The 16,099-nt window shown below is 69.2% G+C and carries 13 protein-coding genes and 1 pseudogene; 5 read left to right on the top strand and 9 right to left on the bottom strand.

The window, feature by feature from the left end:
• Positions 1-34 precede the first annotated feature (34 nt).
• Positions 35-532 carry a MarR family winged helix-turn-helix transcriptional regulator gene (locus ACWEQO_RS07250; protein WP_452979853.1) on the bottom strand — a complete coding sequence of 166 codons (498 nt, stop codon included), beginning with the start codon at positions 530-532 and terminating at the stop codon, positions 35-37.
• Positions 533-606: 74 nt separating this feature from the next.
• On the opposite strand from ACWEQO_RS07250, the gene ACWEQO_RS07245 reads away from it, so the two are divergent.
• The 4 genes from ACWEQO_RS07245 (at position 607) to ACWEQO_RS07230 (ending at position 5,999) form a co-directional block, all read left to right on the top strand.
• Positions 607-2,736, top strand: a complete 2,130-nt coding sequence (locus ACWEQO_RS07245) for an MMPL family transporter (protein ID WP_452979850.1) — start codon at positions 607-609, stop codon at positions 2,734-2,736.
• A 245-nt stretch (positions 2,737-2,981) separates the two neighbouring features.
• Positions 2,982-3,797: an SAM-dependent methyltransferase gene (locus ACWEQO_RS07240; protein WP_361457529.1), complete on the top strand. Its 816-nt coding sequence runs from the start codon at positions 2,982-2,984 to the stop codon at positions 3,795-3,797.
• Positions 3,798-4,050: 253 nt separating this feature from the next.
• Entirely contained in the window at positions 4,051-4,716 is a 666-nt protein-coding gene (locus ACWEQO_RS07235) for a hypothetical protein (protein ID WP_361457532.1), read from the top strand.
• Positions 4,717-5,120: 404 nt separating this feature from the next.
• Positions 5,121-5,999 (top strand): CAP domain-containing protein, encoded by an 879-nt coding sequence (locus tag ACWEQO_RS07230; RefSeq protein WP_452979847.1) that lies wholly within the window; start codon positions 5,121-5,123, stop codon positions 5,997-5,999.
• 24 nt (positions 6,000-6,023) lie between these two features.
• Here the strand turns inward: ACWEQO_RS07230 and ACWEQO_RS07225 are convergent, their stop codons facing one another.
• Both ACWEQO_RS07225 and ACWEQO_RS07220 read right to left on the bottom strand, forming a co-directional pair.
• Entirely contained in the window at positions 6,024-7,025 is a 1,002-nt protein-coding gene (locus ACWEQO_RS07225) for a TIGR03842 family LLM class F420-dependent oxidoreductase (protein ID WP_452979844.1), read from the bottom strand.
• A gap of 70 nt (positions 7,026-7,095) precedes the next feature.
• A complete protein-coding gene (locus ACWEQO_RS07220) occupies positions 7,096-7,935 on the bottom strand; it encodes an IS5 family transposase (protein WP_452979841.1) in 840 nt (279 codons plus the stop codon).
• Between the two features lie 440 nt (positions 7,936-8,375).
• Here ACWEQO_RS07220 and ACWEQO_RS07215 point away from each other — a divergent pair, with 440 nt between their 5' ends.
• Positions 8,376-9,089 (top strand): hypothetical protein, encoded by a 714-nt coding sequence (locus ACWEQO_RS07215; RefSeq protein ID WP_452979838.1) that lies wholly within the window; start codon positions 8,376-8,378, stop codon positions 9,087-9,089.
• Between the two features lie 37 nt (positions 9,090-9,126).
• On the opposite strand, the gene ACWEQO_RS07210 is transcribed toward ACWEQO_RS07215, so the two are convergent.
• The 6 genes and pseudogenes from ACWEQO_RS07210 to ACWEQO_RS07185 all read right to left on the bottom strand — a co-directional run bounded on the left by ACWEQO_RS07210 (position 9,127) and on the right by ACWEQO_RS07185 (position 15,745).
• Positions 9,127-9,525: a hypothetical protein gene (locus ACWEQO_RS07210; protein WP_452980259.1), complete on the bottom strand. Its 399-nt coding sequence runs from the start codon at positions 9,523-9,525 to the stop codon at positions 9,127-9,129.
• A 2-nt stretch (positions 9,526-9,527) separates the two neighbouring features.
• Positions 9,528-10,373 (bottom strand): annotated as a pseudogene (locus ACWEQO_RS07205) (IS5 family transposase).
• Positions 10,374-10,594: 221 nt separating this feature from the next.
• Positions 10,595-10,888, bottom strand: a complete 294-nt coding sequence (locus ACWEQO_RS07200) for a hypothetical protein (protein WP_452979835.1) — start codon at positions 10,886-10,888, stop codon at positions 10,595-10,597.
• 106 nt (positions 10,889-10,994) lie between these two features.
• Entirely contained in the window at positions 10,995-13,289 is a 2,295-nt protein-coding gene (locus ACWEQO_RS07195; protein ID WP_452979832.1) for a toll/interleukin-1 receptor domain-containing protein, read from the bottom strand.
• 1 nt (position 13,290) lies between these two features.
• A complete protein-coding gene (locus ACWEQO_RS07190) occupies positions 13,291-15,504 on the bottom strand; it encodes a hypothetical protein (RefSeq protein ID WP_452979829.1) in 2,214 nt (737 codons plus the stop codon).
• Positions 15,505-15,559: 55 nt separating this feature from the next.
• Complete coding sequence (locus ACWEQO_RS07185; RefSeq protein ID WP_452979826.1) at positions 15,560-15,745, bottom strand: hypothetical protein; 186 nt, start codon at positions 15,743-15,745, stop codon at positions 15,560-15,562.
• Positions 15,746-16,099 lie beyond the last annotated feature (354 nt).

Here is a 16,099-nt window from a genome sequence, read left to right as displayed (position 1 = left end):
GCGATCAACCGAGGTCACCCGAGGTCAGTGGCGGTCAGTCGCGGCGCAGCAGGGCGAGTTCCCGGTTCATCTCCGCGAGGAACCGGACGATCACGGTGAGCTCCTCGGGTGTGAAGCGGCCCCGTGCGATGTCCGTGCTCCGCGCGAGCGGCCGGAAGTAGTCCCTGATCAGCCCTCTGGCCGGCTCCGCGAAGTGCAGGTGGACCACGCGGCGGTCGTCGGCGGCCCTGACCCGCTGGATGTGCCCCACCCTCTCCAGCCGGTCGATGCACGCGGTGACGGCGCCGGAGGTGAGGTTGAGCTGTCTGCGCAGCCTGCCGGGCGTCATGGGCTCGGTCGAGCCGTCCTGGCCGGCGTCCAGGATCGCGATCAGGGCCTGGACGTCGGTGAGATGCAGGCCGTGCGCCTGGGCGAACTCGTGGGCTATGCGGTTGAACTCACTGTTCATCCGGCGCAGCAGGACGGCGAACGACTGCAACCCCGTGGGGTTGTCTCCGGGAAGAGGTGCCGAAGGGGCGCCTGAGCCATTCATGATCCCAGTATAGGATCACTCGACGATCGAGATACTCATTCATCGACTTACTTCTTCCGCGATGGGGAATGCTCATGAGAACAGCACCGCGCCGGGCCCGGTGGCTCGTACCCCTCGTCCTCCTGCTGGTCTGGCTGGGTGTGGGCGGAACGCTCGGGCCGTACGCGGGCAAGCTGGGCGAGGTGGCCACCAACGACCAGGCGTCGTTCCTGCCGCAGAGCGCCGAGTCCACCAAGGTCCTCGAGGCCCGTGCGGCGTTCGCCCAGGCCGAGACCCTCCCGGCCGTCGTGGTCTGGACGGCGGACGGCGGGGGCCGGGTCACCGAGGCGCAGCGGGCGGCCGCCACCGAGTCCGTGGGCGCGCTCGCCGGGAGCACCGGTGTCGTCGGCAGGCCCTCGCCCGCCCTGCTCTCCGACGACGGCCAGGCCCTGCAGGCCGTCGTCCAACTCGAGCCCGGCCTGGACGAGGAGTTGCCCGCGGTCCTCGACGAGGTGCGCGCGGCGGCGCAGAAGGTGCCGGGTGCCCAGGCGCAGATCGCCGGCCCGGCGGCGAGCCAGGCCGACCTGTCGGACGCGTTCGCGGGCATCGACGGACTGCTGCTGGGCGTGGCGCTCGCCGCCGTGCTGGTGATCCTCCTGCTCGTCTACCGCAGCGTCCTGCTGCCGTTCGTGATCATCCTCGGCTCCGTCTTCGCCCTGGGACTGGCCTGTGCCGTGGTGTACGCGCTGGCGCAGCGGGACGTGGTCCAGGTCGACGGGCAGGTGCAGGGCATCCTGTCCATCCTGGTGATCGGCGCCGCGACCGACTACGCCCTGCTCCTGTCCGCCCGCTTCCGCGAGGAACTCGCCGTGCGCGGGGACCGGGTCGCGGCCGCCCTGGTGGCGGTGCGGCGCTCGTTCGGCGCGATCACCGCCAGTGCCGCCACGGTGGCGCTCGGGCTGCTGGCCCTCCTGGCGAGCGACCTCACGAACAACCGCGCTCTCGGACCGGTGGGCGCCATCGGCATCGTGTGCGCGGTGCTCACCACGCTCACCTTCCTGCCGGCCGTGCTGGCCCTGCTGGGCCGTACCGCCTACTGGCCCTCCCGCCCGAAGGCGTCGGACGCGTCCGCGGAGGGCCACCCGGTGTGGCTCCGGGTCGCCGCGCGGGTGAACGCGCGTCCGCGCTTCGTCTGGCTGGTGACCGGACTCGTCCTCACCGCCCTGGCGGCCTTCGCTCCCACGCTGTCCGCCAGGGGCGTACCGCTCGACGAGATCTTCGTGAACGACGCCCCCTCCGTCGCCGCCCAGGAGACGGTCGGCAAACACTTCCCCGGCGGCTCGGGCAATCCGGCGGTCATCATCGCCGACGCCGACCGCGCCGACGCGGTGACGGCCGCCGCGCAGGAGACCGAGGGCGTGGCATCGGCTGGCGCGGTCTCCGTCTCGGGGCGGCCCGGGGCCGGTGAGCCCCAGGTCGTCGACGGGCGGGTGCGCATCGACGCCACGCTCGACGCGGCGGCGGACAGCGACGCGGCCAAGCGGACCATCGAGCGGCTGCGCGAGAACGTGCACGCGGTCCCGGGAGCCGACGCGCTGGTCGGCGGGTACACGGCGCAGCAGTACGACACCCAGCAGACCGCCGCGCACGACCGCACGGTGATCGTTCCCGTGGTGCTCGGCATCATCCTGCTGATCCTGATCGTTCTGCTGCGCTCGCTGCTCGTACCGGTGCTGCTGGTGGCGACCGTCGCGCTCAACTTCCTGGCGACGCTGGGGGTCTCGTCCCTCGTCTTCGAGCACCTCCTCGGCTTCACCGGCACGGACGCCTCCGTCCCGCTGTACGGATTCGTGTTCCTGGTGGCTCTCGGCGTCGACTACAACATCTTCCTGATGTCCCGGGTCCGCGAGGAGGCGCTCGTACACGGCTCTCGGCAGGGTGTGCTGCGCGGGCTGACCACGACCGGCGGGGTGATCACCTCGGCGGGTGTGGTGCTCGCCGCGACATTCGCGGCCCTGATGGTCATCCCGTTGGCGTTCCTCGTGCAGATCGCCTTCATCGTGGCCTTCGGTGTACTGCTCGACACGCTCGTGGTCCGCTCGCTGCTGGTGCCCGCGCTCGTGATCGACATCGGGCCCCGGGCGTGGTGGCCCAGCGCCCTGGCCCGCAAGGGCAGTCGTCCGGAGGAGGCGGCGGCGCAGACGGCGGACCGGCGCTCGGCGTAGCGACGGCCGAGGGCGCGGTCGCCTCCGGCGTCGTCGGGGAGGGCACCGTGGGCCATCTCGCCCCCGGTGCCCCCGCCCGGCACCCGGCCGTCCCGGCTGCGTCCCTGCGCCGGGCGGAACGCGTCCGCACGCGCCACACCGGAGATACGAACTGGAGTGCGCCACAGCACTGTTGGGACGTAAGTTGTGCGGAACACACCTGTTGGCTGAACACACCCTCCTCGGCTGAGAGACGGACCGTACCCATGAGCGACCCTGCGACGACGCCCGGACCCGCTGCGCACCAGAAGATCGACACCTCGGTGCCGCATTCGGCCCGGATCTGGAACTACTGGCTGGGCGGGAAGGACAACTATCCCGTCGACGAGGAGGCGGGCGACGCGTACACCGCCGTCTTCCCCGGCATCGTCACCATCGCCCGCAGCAGCCGGGCCTTCCTGCGCCGCAACATCACGTACCTGGTCACCGAGGCCGGCATCCGGCAGTTCCTGGACATAGGAACCGGCCTGCCGACCGCCGACAACACCCATGAGGTCGCCCAGCGCATCGCGCCGGAGTGCAGGATCGTCTACGTCGACAACGACCCGATGGTGCTGGCGCACGCCCGCGCCCTGCTCTACTCCACCCCCGAGGGCGCGACCGCCTACGTCGACTCCAGCGTGCTGGACCCGGAGCGCGTCCTGGCCGCCGCCGCAAAGACGCTGGACTTCAGCCGCCCCACCGCCCTCATCCTCAGCAACATCCTGGGGCACATCGCCGACTACGACCAGGCCCGCTCCATCGTCACGCGGCTGATGGACGCGCTGCCGTCCGGCAGCTACCTCTCCGTCAACGACGGTTCCCGGGGCATCGACCCGGGCTTCGAGCAGGCCCAGGAGGGCTACAACAAGAGCGGCGCCATCCCGTACAACCTGCGCACCGTCGAGGAGATCACGTCCTTCTTCGACGGTCTGGAGCTCCTGGAGCCCGGCGTCGTCTCGGTCCCCCTGTGGCGTCCGGAGGCCGGGACCCCCGACTCCGCGCTCGTCGCCGAGCACGGCGGTCTCGCCCGCAAGCCGTGACCCGCTGACGTTCCGGGCGGTCGCGGTGGGCGCACCGCGACCGCCCTCGGTCCGCGTCCGGCGGTCCCGCGCTGCCGCAATTCGCCTGAACCCAGGGGAAGTACGGCAAACCGCCGCCCTCCCCCGGTACGCCCCCGTCACCCTCCGCCCACGGAGCGAGTTCGCACTTCCGCCCCACCCGGAAGCGTGTGAGACTGGCGTCCCGTCCGCTGTGCGGGCCCCCTTCCGCACCGACCCCCACGAGAAGTGCGACGTGCGTTCTTTCCCTCTGCCGATAGCGCTGGCCGCGCGCCTGTCCCCGGTGGTCGTCCTCGCCGCCGCGGGCTGGGCACTGTCCTCCGCACCGCCCTCCGAGCCGCAGGCGGCGGAGAGGAGGGCGACCGGGGAGACACCCACCCGGTCCGCCTCCGCTCCGTCGACGACGACGGCGCCCATGACGTACACCGCCTCTCCCGCCCCCTGCGACAGCATCGCCGAGAAGACCGTCAAGTCCCTCGTGCCGGGGGCCAAGGCGGCCGGCAAGGAGATCAAGTCCACCGACTCCAAGCTGCGCAGGACCTGTTCCTGGAACGCGCTCAAGGGCTACGAGTACCGCTGGCTCGACGTCTCCTTCGAGGTCCTGCAGTCGGACGACGCGGCCGGCCAGTCCTACGAGAGACGGCTGAAGGACAAGAGCGGCGGCGGCGCGGTCCCCGGGCTCGGTGACGCGGCGTACTCCGTCGTGAACCTCGCCACCGAGGACAAGCAGGAGACCCGTGAGGGCGTGGTGGTGGCCCGCGCCTCCAACGCGCTGGTGGTCGTGACGTACAACGGCAGCGACTTCGAGTCGAAGAAGGCGCCCTCCACGGACGAGATCAACAAGGGCGCCATCAAGGCCGCCAAGGAGGCGATGGCGGTGCTGCTGGAGGGGCGCGGCTGACCCTGCCGTCCAGCGGCGCACCGGGCTCCGCCGGCCTCCGGCAGGAGGCCGGAATTCATGATTCCGTGACATCCCTCACGCGTGTCCTCGATCTACGCAGGCCTCTTAGTAGGACCGGCTCCGGCGACATGGGGGATTTATCCGTCTTGACATGAAAGGGGGCCGGGTCAAGGCGGACGGCGATCCGGCGGGGAGCCGGGGTCCGCGCTTCCCGCGCCGGGTGACGGCTCCTGACGAGGCGGCAGGCGTCCCGACGGGCCCGCCGGGGGCAGGTCGGCATGGTCTTCCGTCCGCCGCAAGACCCCCGTGGACCTACGAAGCGCAGTAGTGCAACGGCCCTTTGCGCCCCGCGCCGGGCCGTCCCAAGAATGACCAATCTCCGGACAACAGGGGTGAGGTCACTCATGGGAAAGCATCGTCGTCAGCAGCGGTACCGGCGGACGGTCGTCTCGGCAGTCGCCATGGGCGCCATAGGGATACCCTCGGTCGCCATGGCCTGTGCCGACTGGCCCGGCAGCGGGCAGCAGCAGGACACCGCCGCCCCCGTCGCGGCCGAGGACAGGTGGGGCGACGCCGACCGGCACCACCGGTGGGACGGCAAGCAGCACGGTGAGCCCGCGGCGGCGCCGTCGCCCACGCCGACCGCCACCGCGGACGCCTCGAAGACCGGGTCGCCGTGGCACGGCAGCGCCGAGCCGACGCACAGGGCGAAGGCACACAAGACGAAGGCGCACAAGACGAAGAAGACGGGCCGCGAGGCGTCCGTCACCAAGCCCGCCGCCCCGGCTCCGAAGCCCACCACGGCCACTCCGGCGCCCACCACCGCGGCCCCCGAGCCCACCACCGCGGCTCCCGTGCCCACCACCACCGCCCCGAGCCCCGCCGCGCCGGGTGGCGCCGAGGCCTCCGGTGCCGTCGCCGAGGTCGTGGAACTCGTCAACGCCGAGCGCGGCAAGGCCGGTTGCTCCCCGGTGACGGTGAACGCCACCCTGACCGAGGCCGCGCAGAACCACAGCGCGGACATGGCGGCGAGCCGCACCATGTCGCACACCGGCTCGGACGGCTCCTCGCCCGCCGACCGCATCACCCGCGCCGGCTACAGCTGGAGCACCTACGGCGAGAACGTCGCCTACGGCTACTCCACTCCCGAGCAGGTGATGGCCGGCTGGATGTCCAGCCCCGGCCACAAGGAGAACATCCTCAACTGCGCGTTCGAGGAGATCGGCGTCGGTCTCGCGCAGCCCGGCGACTACTGGACCCAGAACTTCGGCACGGCCCGGTAGGCGCCCCGGGGGCAGCGGGGCCGGTCAGCGGCCGAGTGCCGGGATGATCTCCGCGCCGTACGCGTCGATCGTCGCTTCCTGCGCGTCGTGCATGTCGTACACGGCGAACTGGTCCACGCCCAGCCCGCGCAGCGCCTCCAACTTTTCGATGTGTGCCCCGGGCGGGCCGAGCAGGCAGAACCGGTCGACGATCTCGTCGGTGACGAAGTCCGTGGACGGGTTGTCGGCCCGCCCGTGGTGGCTGTAGTCGTAGCCGTGCCGTTCCTTGATGTACGACGTCAGCGCCTCGGGGACCAGGTCCGAGTGCTCTCCGTAGCGGGCGACCAGGTCCGCGACGTGGTTGCCGACCATGCCGCCGAACCAGCGGCACTGGTCGCGGGCGTGCGCCAGGTCGTCGCCGACGTACGCCGGGGCGGCGACGCAGACGGTCACGGAGGCGGGGTCACGCCCCGCCTCCGCGGCCGCGGCCCGCACCGTCTTGACCATCCACTCGGTCAGGTACGGGTCGGCGAGCTGGAGGATGAAGCCGTCGGCCTTCCGCCCGGCGAGGGCGAGCGCCTTCGGCCCGTACGCCGCCATCCAGACGGGCAGCCTGCCGTCCCTCACCCACGGGATCCGCAGCGGCTGCCCGTCGACCTCGGCCTCTCGCCCCTCGGCGAGGTCGCGGATCACGTCGATCGCCTCGCCCAGGCGGGCCAGGGTGCTGGGCCTGCGTCCGGCGACCCGCATCGCGGAGTCGCCGCGGCCGATGCCGCAGACGGTGCGGTTGCCGAACATGTCGTTGAGGGCGGCGAAGGTGGAGGCGGTGACCTCCCAGGTGCGGGTGGCGGGGTTGGTGACCATCGGGCCGACCTTCAGCCCGGTGGTGTTCGCCAGGATCCGGCTGTGGATCACGAACGGCTCCTGCCACAGCACGGCGGAGTCGAAGGTCCAGCCGCGCGTGAAGCCGTTGCGCTCCGCGCGCCGCATCAGGTCGACCACCCGCGAGGCCGGCGGATCGGTCTGCAGAACGAGTCGGAAGTCCATGCGCACCGCTCCTGGTTCCTGGTGGAGGTACTGAGAGGGCGTTTAGCGTGGACGGATTGCCGCTTATGAACTAGTAGGTTCCTCGCCAGGTTGGTGTGGTCTCGTCTGTTATGCGCTTGGCGAGGTTGTCGATCGAGGCGAGGTGGATCATGGCTTCGGAGCTGGCGGCGAGAGTCTCGTAGTCGCGGGCGAGCCGGCGGTGCATCATGATCCAGCCGATACTCCGCTCGACCACCCAGCGCCTTTTCACGACGTGAAAACCGCGAACTCCGGGGTTTCTGTTGACGACTTCGACATCGATTCCGAGCTGCGCTCCGTGCTCGACCACGGCGTTCTTGAAGCCGGTGTCGACCCAGCTTTTCGTGATGGTCGGATACGTTTCCTTGGCCTGGTCAAGGAGTTGTGTTCCCACGGCGTTTTCGGAGAGGCCCGCGGCGGTGACGGTCACGGCAAGGATCAGGCCGATGGTGTCGGTGAGGATGCCCCGCTTCCGACCCACGATCTTCTTCGCGGCATCGGTTCCCTGGCTGGTCACGGGCACGTTGGTGGAGGTCTTCACGCTCTGGGTGTCGATCACGGAGGCGGTCGGCTCGGGCTTGCGCCCCTCCTTCACCCGGGCCAGTCCGGTCAGGTCGTAATTGATCTGGGCGAAGATTCCCTCGTCACGCCACGCGGCGTAGTAGGCATAGACGGTGCCGTGGTTCGGGAAGTCGTGCGGGAGGTATTTCCAGGGGATTCCCGTGCGGTTCACGTAGAGGAGCGCGTCGAACACGTCGCGCAGGTCGACCTTGGCCGGCTGGCCGGTCGGTCTGCGGTCGAGCCGGGCCTTTCTCCAGGCCGTCAGCGTCGGCTCGATCAGGGCCCACCGGGCGTCGGACAGGTCGCTGGGGTACGGCTTCCGCTGGCTCACGGGCCAGCGTGGGCACGGGAGGGCCGGAAGGTACCGTTCCGCTGATCATCGGGAGGTTCCGTCGCGTCTTCAAACCAGACGGACTTCCAGTGGCAGATGTGAGTGAAACGGATAGCGGGCCTCGAGTGGTGGGAGGAGGCAAAGGTCGTATACAGCTCGGACCATCGCAGATCGGGTCAGCCATGAAAGCCGCTTTTCGGAACAGGCCTACGTTAACGCCCTCTGAGAGGGCGGTTCGTGAGGTGATGTCCGTTTCTGATGGGCCGAAGCGGACTGCTCATCGCGGTGCTTGATCGATTGCTGCTTGCGGCTGCCCGTGAGTAATGTCCGAGCAGTTCCAATCGATCACGAGCGGTGGCCGCCCTCGTTGCGGCCAGCCGAGGGTGATCACAGCCAGAAAACGAGTATGCGGATACACGGCGTCAACCGATCATGTGGATATGGCCAATCAGCTGACGATCAGTACCTTGACTTTGCAGCACAGGATTCCGGACGACTGGGCGGCGGATCCCTGGGCCGAGGTGCGGCCTCTGATCAGCGGCATAGACGTCCTGAAGGAGGCCCACCCGGAAGGGGTGGCACTCAGTTGCTGGCACTGGACGGGGCCGGCCGAGAGCTGGCCGTTGGCGGTCACGGAGGAACCCCGCCGGGTCATGATCACCGAGCCGACCTGCACGGCCGGCTGCTGTGGCGCCCTGTTCGTCACCGTGCGCCGCGAAGGCGATCGGGTGATCTGGGACGCCTGGGAAAACACCAGCGACGTTACTGCCGTGCCCCCGGACTTGAGCTTCGATACCGCCCAGTACGAGGCTGAACTCGCGCGGGCCGCGGCGGACCGCAGTTGGGAAGAACCGGTGGACACCATTGCCCGGCTTCTCGAGCAAACCCTGCGGGACAGCGGCTGGTTCGAGCGGTGGGGCTGCGTCCTCAAGTGGGTCTCGCCACGACGTGAGGAGCCCGACCTCCCCGAAGAGATCACACTCCCCGAGGGCGTTGATGTCGTTTTCCACCAGGTCCGGGGACCGGGCGGGCTTACAGATTCTTACAAGTACGAGTTGTTCGTCATCCGCGACCAGTCCGTGGAAGAGCAGGTACGGCGGCTCGCGACCCACATTCTGGCGGACGACCCCCGGAAGACTGCTGAACTCGATTGAGGGTGTGGCAGGGCTGCTGATTGCGGTGCTCGGTCGGCTACTGCTTCCTGGTTAAGCTACCAGCGTCGGCCTCGGTGAGGATGTCGAGCTCGACCAGGCGTTTCAGCTTGGCGCGGGTGCCCTCGATGTTCTTCGGCAGCAGTTCGTGGTCAAGGGCTCGGCAGACATCACGGGCCCGGAGGGGGCCGGTGGCCTCGTTGAAGACGTCGAGGATGCGGGGGTAGTCCGGGTGCTCGGGCAGGTCGCGTGAGCCGGCGTGGGCCGGGATTCGGTCGGCGAGGGCGGTGACGGTCTTCCGGGTGATCGCGAGGTGTTCGAGGTGGGTCTCGGCCTCGCGCAGCCGAGCTTGCAGTTCCTCGATCTGGGTGCGGAGGTCGTCGGCCACGGCCCGGGCGGCGTCCTCCTGGATGCCGAGCGCGTCAAGCAGGGGCTGCATGTTCACGCGGTCACCGTCTGCGGGTCGCGCCAAGTGAGGGCATTCGCGCCGGTGAGGCGGCGGGCCATGACGTGGGTCATCGCCCAGTAGACGTGGGAGGCGGACGAGGCGGGGCGGTACTCGTAGTCGCGGACCAGGCGCCGGTGCAGTATCAGGATCCCGTAGGTCAGCTCGACCCTCCACCGCTTCGGCTGCGGGACGAACCCCGTCTCCTGCGGGTTGCGTTCGACGATCTCGACCTCGATGCCCAGGCGGTCGCCATGCGCGGTGACCTGGCGCTTGAAGCCGTGGTCCACCAGCGCCTTCTCGACGGTGCCGCCGGCGTTCTCGGCGACCTGGTCGAGCAGGGCGAGGCCCGCGGCGTTGTCGTGCGTGTTCGCGGCGAGGACGGTGACGGCGATGACCAGGCCGAGCACGTCCACGGCCAGGCCCCGCTTGCGGCCCGACACCTTCTTCGCCGCATCGAGGCCGGTCGTGGAGGCAGGAACCCCGGCGGCCGCGTGGACACTCTGGGTGTCCAGGACCACCAGGGTCGGGTCCTCTCATCGGCGGGCTCGCTCACGGACCTGGCAGCGCAGGAGTTCGTGGATGACCTGGTCGGTTCCGTCGTCTCGCCAGGCGGCGAAGTAGTAGTACGTCGCACTTTTCGGCGGCAGGTCGTGCGGGAGGTAGGTCCACTGGCAGCCGGTCCGGCCCTGGTAGAGCATCACGTTCACGATCTCCCGCATCGCGTAGGCGCCCTGGTGGCCGCTGACCGAGCGGTGCCGGTCCTTCCACGCGGTGATCACCGGCTCGATCAACGACCACTGCTCGTCGGACAAGTCGGTTGAGTGCGGCATCCGTTCCATGCCAGCGCCCCCATCATGCACACGACATGACACGAGGGCGGAACCGCCCCATCACCCACGAACAGGCGACACCAGATCATCCGAAACAGGACTTGACGCCCTCTCAGGGAACAGAAATGATCACTCAGGACCACGGGCTCCTTGCAGCACGGGGCACCAACCACCCTCACGGAAGTCACCGACTGCGACGAAGAGTCAGGGTGTCAGGCGAGGCACACCGCTCAAGATCGAAGACTCGTCATGGCGGACACGGCAGCCGTCGGGGGCAAGAATCCCGACCCTGACTGTGCGTCCACGAAGCGTGCCAACAACTCCATTGCCTTCTGGACGAGTTGGATACGCAGGCCCATGTCGTCCTGCCTGGCGACCTGGGTGACCGTGCCCTCGTGCCACCTGAGCACCGAGGGGCTCAGCACACCCGGTGACTCCTCGTAGCTCTCGGCGACGAACCGGGCCATGGCACGCGGCGAAGGGGGCACTCCCGCGTCGCGGATCCGGCGAGGGGTGCCGGTCACCCGATGCTCCGGAAAGGCCGGCTCGGGAACCTGCACAACCTGCCGAAGAACTGGCTCAAGCACCTCAAAGGCGACGGCAGGACGCAGATCCTGCCGACGCACCCGCTCAGTCACTCGTCGGAGCCGGCGTAGGCGACGCCTCCGGAGGTTTGTACAAACCGATGGATTCGGCCTGCCTCAGTTTCCTCCCGGCTGCTTTCGCCATGGCCTTGTTGCTCAGGCAACCCGCGCACCAGGGGATGCGGATCAGCAGCCCGGCCCGCGTGGCCACGTAGAGATCGCCCTCGTTCCCCCCGGATCCCGCCGTCGGCAGAGTGAGCATGGAGCGCACGCCTCCGGCGATATGGGAAAGCACCTGCCTCGGCATGATGTTGTCGCTGGGATGGAGGATGACGGACCCGTCGCTGTAGCCGATGGCGAATGTCTTTGCTGTCGGGCTGTATGCGGCCGCGAGCGCGAGGACAGAGTCGGGTGGCGAATCGATGAACGCGTCCCATCGCAAGGTGCCGTCGGCCTTGGGGCGGGCGATCTGAGTGCAGCCGGTCAGGCCGGTTCCTTCGCCGACCGGCAGGATCCGGGGCCCGGGTGCCGTAGCGATGTCATCGACATAAGGTCCACACTGCACTCGGTACACGAAGTCCGGTGCTGACTGCGAGTCCGCGCTGAGTGCGTAGACACTGCCCCCGCCCGTGCCGAGGAAAAGACGTTTCTCGGACGGCTCCAGGGCAACGGCGGTGACCCCCGGCTCAGCCACGTCGATCCTGCTTGTCACCCGGCCGGAGCGGACTTGCGCCACAAGGACGTCGCCCAGCAAACAGGGCACGTACAGAGTGCGCCCGTCACGGGAGAAGACAGGGCGGGCGCTTGCGCAGGTGGAAGGAATCACGACGGCGCGTGCCGTGCCCGTGGTGAGGTCGACGATCCACACCTGTGAGTTTTCCGTGCCCACGACGGCCGCCTCTTTCCCGCTCGGGTCGGAGACGGCGGAGTTGATCGTGCCATCTACCTTCAGCGAGCGGACGACAGCTCCCGAGGCACGGTCCAGGAGACGCAGTCTGCCGTCCCGGCTCGCGACCCACAGGTGCGCGTTGTCACTCGCCGGGAAAACGTCCTGGAACCATTCGTCGGACCGATCGAGAACCACGTCTCCGTCGGCGACGTCCCAGGAGACGACGGACTCGCCCGCCAACCCCCAGACCCGGTCGCCCCGTGCCGTCCACGCCAGATCCGTCAGCGGCGCGGGCGCCCCGCGCAGGACGTCCCGTATCGTGCCATGAGCGAGATCGACGAGGGCGACCCCGGCATCCGTGGCGACCGCCGCCCATCTCTCGTCCGGCGACAGCTGAGCCGCCCGAACGGCGGACTCAAGGACGACAGTGCGCCACGGCTTGCCCTGGCGTAGCACCCGCATCGACGCGCTGTCTGCCTGCCATCGCAGACTCACCTTCGTGGCCGTGTCGGCACCGGCCGCCGGGTCAACCGTGCTGCCGGGCGACCGAGACGCCGAGCGTCGTGTACGGTCAGCCGCTCCCCTGCGCCAGATCGTGCCGTCCAGTGCGGTGACGCGCACCTGAGCGCCTACCGTCGGGTCGGTGAACCGCCGGCCTTCCACGGGGAGGGTGAAGGCGTCGTCGGGCAGGTCCACCGCCAGTGCCTCTTCAAGAACCTCGGCGTCCTTGAAGGATTCGTTGCCCCCCAGCGCGGTGGCGAGTTGAAGTCCCTCGTACGGATCGTCCTTGATCACAGCCAGCGCGGCGAGGGTTCTGAAGTATTGCGTGGCCTGCTCCGCGAGCCGCTTGTTGACCTCTTTCTCGACACCAGGTGCGACCCGGCCGGAAAGGTACGCCACCAACAGCAGAAGCGTCAGCGCCACGGACACCGCTGCCTGCCGCCGGTTGCGGCGCCGACTGGCGGTGAGATAGGCCGACTCGACCTGTGACAGGGTGCGATCCCTCTGAAGTGCGTCGAACCGTCGCCGCAGCCGCCAGGACGCCAGCCCCTTCCTCGTACGGCCGTCGCCGTCCCAGTCCCTGGCCCTAACGGACAGTTCGGTCGCCGTTCCGTGCCGCCGGGTGGCATTCCGCCAGTTGCGGGCCGTCTGCTCCACCGCGGCGCGGAGGTCCTGGCCAACGGGTATCTCCAGGCGCACCTTTGCGAACCGCAGCGCGTAGGCCGCCTCGGTGGCACATGCGGGTGAGGCGCGCCAGTCGTCGGAGTCGCAGACGAGGAACAGGTCGCAGGCCTGGACCGCGTCCTCCACTTCCTCGCGCCATGGCACCGAGAAGGGAATGCCCTCCCGGTCGATCCAGCACTTCACACCGCTTTCCGTAAGTCCTCGGACCAACGGATCCACCCACGCGCTGTCGCGCCTGCTGTAGGAGATGAAGACGTGGTGCAGCACTTCAGCCCTCCACCGGTTCGGGCAGCGGACGGCACTCCTTCACATCGAGCGCTCGGCGGGTGCCGCCGTCCACGTTCGTGAGCTGGCGGGCGGTCCAACAGCCGGACAGTCGTTCCTTGAGACGAGCGACCAGCCCCTCGTCGGTGGTGCAGCCAGGGCAGGAGGGCACCTGCCAGACGCTGCTGTCCCGCGCCTTCACCAGTGGGGAGGCCCCCGACCAGCCGACGGCGACAGCGGGAACGCCGGCCGGAACCCGCCAGCGTGCCACCACACGAGCGTGGCCGTCGGACATTCGCAGGGACACCACGGCCACATCGCCACGCGACGTCGCGGCCACCAACTGAGAGCCGTCCGGCGACAGGGCCACCGCGTCCACATCGTCGCTGAACAGTCGCATCGCGAAGCCGGGCCGCCCGGTCGGCTCGACCAGGACACGCTCGCCGTCGCCGCGCACCTCGACCGTTTTGCCGACCGCGCTGGTTCCGGTACGCAGGTCGCTGTCGGCGGGGAGCTCACGTCGCGGCCCGGCCGGCGCCTGCCAAAGATTGGTGTTGTACGGCCCCCAGCACCCGAGCAGATCTCCGTAGGAGGACAGATAGAGGTGTTCCAGCTGGGGCACATCACGGCACACCACCCCGAGGTCACCGCCATCAGCCAGGCGGATGACGCGGGCCGGTCGGTCCTGCCCACCCACGATCACCCGTCCACCGCTTAACAGACCGGCTGTCCTGGTGCGTTCGGGCACGGCGATACCGGTAGCAGCCAGGTGACCGCCAGGGCTCAACCTCCACAGCTGCCGGTCGGCTCCTGTGAACACCGCGTACACCTGGTCGGGCGCGACAGCCCCGGCCGCGATGAGTGGCTTGTCGACATCGGCGCTTGCCAGCACGGCCCCGGTGAGCGCGTTCAGCAGTCGATACCTCCCAGGCGCCACGGTCACCAGGGCCCGGGCACCGCCGTCTGTGGTCGCCTGTACGTCCAACAGGCTGTCGTACCGGCTGCCGACCGTGTGGAACCGCCCATCCACGAGTGAGCCGACGACCAACTGATGGTCGCGTCCCACGACCACGTCGCCCTGCCGGGTGAGGCGAACGGTGGCGTACCCGGCCTCCACGTGGGCGAGGCGCCTCACCTTCCGGGACTCCAGGTCGATGACGGCGCTGCCCTTCTTCCCCACCGCTACGACTGTACGGCCATCGGCTCCGGCCGCCACGTCCGCGTACCCCGGCCCAAGGCGTACCTGCCAGCGGACCTCGCCCTCGCGGATGTCGTACAGACCGAGACTGGCGACGCCGTCCGACACATTGCGCACGAGCAGGGCCGCCTGACGCCCGTCGGGCAGCGGCGCCAGTCCGTCGAGGGTCCCGGAGCGGTCACCGAGCCCCAGGACAGGCCCGCCCAGCGACCACTGCACGGACAACAGCGAAGTCAGCGTCTGACGGGCCAGCATCCTCTGGTGGGCGTTGCCCCGCAGCAGCAACGAGGAAGCCTGCAACGACATCCACTCAGGCATGACGCGTGCGGTCGCAGGATCCGCGAAGGAAACAAGGGCGTTGAAGTCCGTTCCCTTGGTTTTCAGGATGCGCGGCAGAGTGACGGCCACGACGAGAGCCATGACGGCGCCGAACACGAGACCGAAGAAGCGCCGCCGCCTCTTTCGGATCCTTGCCTTTCTGGTGTGCCGATACGACACCTCGACGAACTCGCCGACGGCTCCTGTGGTGTCGAGGTGGCCGTCCTCTCGCAACACGGCCATCAGATCGTGTGCCTCGACCGCCTGTTGGTGATCTGCGATGAGGCGGTCCGCGCTTCGGTCTCCCCGAACCCAGGCCTCGGTCTGAGCCCGCAGATTCCGCAGTTCGCGCACCTGCTCGGGGTCGCTGAGGGCGGCAGCGAGCACGGTTCCGAACGCGGTTACAGGCGAGGCGGGATCCAACGTCACCCAGTTGATGGGACGCAGGTGTCCGGGTGCCCGGCTGCTGCTTACGCCGTCGACGCGGACCGGGACCAGCCGCACCCCCCGGTGCCTTTCGACCCGCTGCAGCCACTCGGGATCGTCCACCGATGCCGCTGAGATGAGGACGACCACTACGTCGGCGGGCCCGTCATCGGCCAGGGGCAGCCCCGCAGCCCTGAGGAAACTCCGTAACGACTGATCGATGGCAGCGTCGTCGGCCACAGCCACCACGGCGATGTCGGGAACTGGTCTATTCACGGCCATGCGTCATTACATCCCATGACAAGCGCCTCTATCAGCTGATCGCACGATGTCACCGTCCCCTCAACTTCCCCAGCTCACGCCGGATGCGCCCGGTCAGCTCGGTGTCCCGGCGGCGCCGTTCGCACGGCTCCTTCTTCGCCCGGCGCCAGCGGTGGTAGGTGGAGGAGGAGATGTGCAGTTCCCGGAGGGTGGGCTCGACCTCCGGGTTCTCGTGCTCGTCGAGGAGCGCGGTCACCTGGGCCGGGTCGGGTCGAGCTGCGCGGCGGAAAAGCCGATGCCGTCCGCAGGGCCTCGTTCGACCGCTTGAGCCGGTTGCTCTCCTTGCGCAGCGCGGCCGGCTCGGCGCGTTCGTCGCTGGTCAGCAGATCGTCGCGTTCGCCGGCGTCGGCCTCGACCCGGCGGATCACGGGCCTGGGCTCCGCGGCGCGGTACCTCCGCACCGCACGCTCGCGCGACTCCAGCGGGTATTTCCTCGGGGCAGGCATCAGCAGGGCTCCTCTCTGTGAGTCCTGCTGACCCGCTGTCACCGCCCTCCGCGTCTCGAGGGAACCTCAGACCGACGTAGGTACAGGCTGGCAGTTCCGTCGGA

It is taken from the genome of Streptomyces sp. NPDC004051 (genome assembly GCF_053604275.1).
Note: the sequence above shows the minus strand (reverse complement) of the source record. Positions and strands in the feature narration are given on the sequence as shown.

What these genes read in the sequence shown, in the direction of transcription:
- ACWEQO_RS07250 (WP_452979853.1), bottom strand. Translation starts at nt 532, where the DNA reads ATGAATGGCTCAGGCGCCCCTTCGGCACCTCTTCCCGGAGACAACCCC.
- ACWEQO_RS07245 (WP_452979850.1), top strand. Translation starts at nt 607, where the DNA reads ATGAGAACAGCACCGCGCCGGGCCCGGTGGCTCGTACCCCTCGTCCTC.
- ACWEQO_RS07240 (WP_361457529.1), top strand. Translation starts at nt 2,982, where the DNA reads ATGAGCGACCCTGCGACGACGCCCGGACCCGCTGCGCACCAGAAGATC.
- ACWEQO_RS07230 (WP_452979847.1), top strand. Translation starts at nt 5,121, where the DNA reads ATGGGAAAGCATCGTCGTCAGCAGCGGTACCGGCGGACGGTCGTCTCG.
- ACWEQO_RS07225 (WP_452979844.1), bottom strand. Translation starts at nt 7,025, where the DNA reads ATGGACTTCCGACTCGTTCTGCAGACCGATCCGCCGGCCTCGCGGGTG.
- ACWEQO_RS07215 (WP_452979838.1), top strand. Translation starts at nt 8,376, where the DNA reads ATGGCCAATCAGCTGACGATCAGTACCTTGACTTTGCAGCACAGGATT.
- ACWEQO_RS07210 (WP_452980259.1), bottom strand. Translation starts at nt 9,525, where the DNA reads ATGCAGCCCCTGCTTGACGCGCTCGGCATCCAGGAGGACGCCGCCCGG.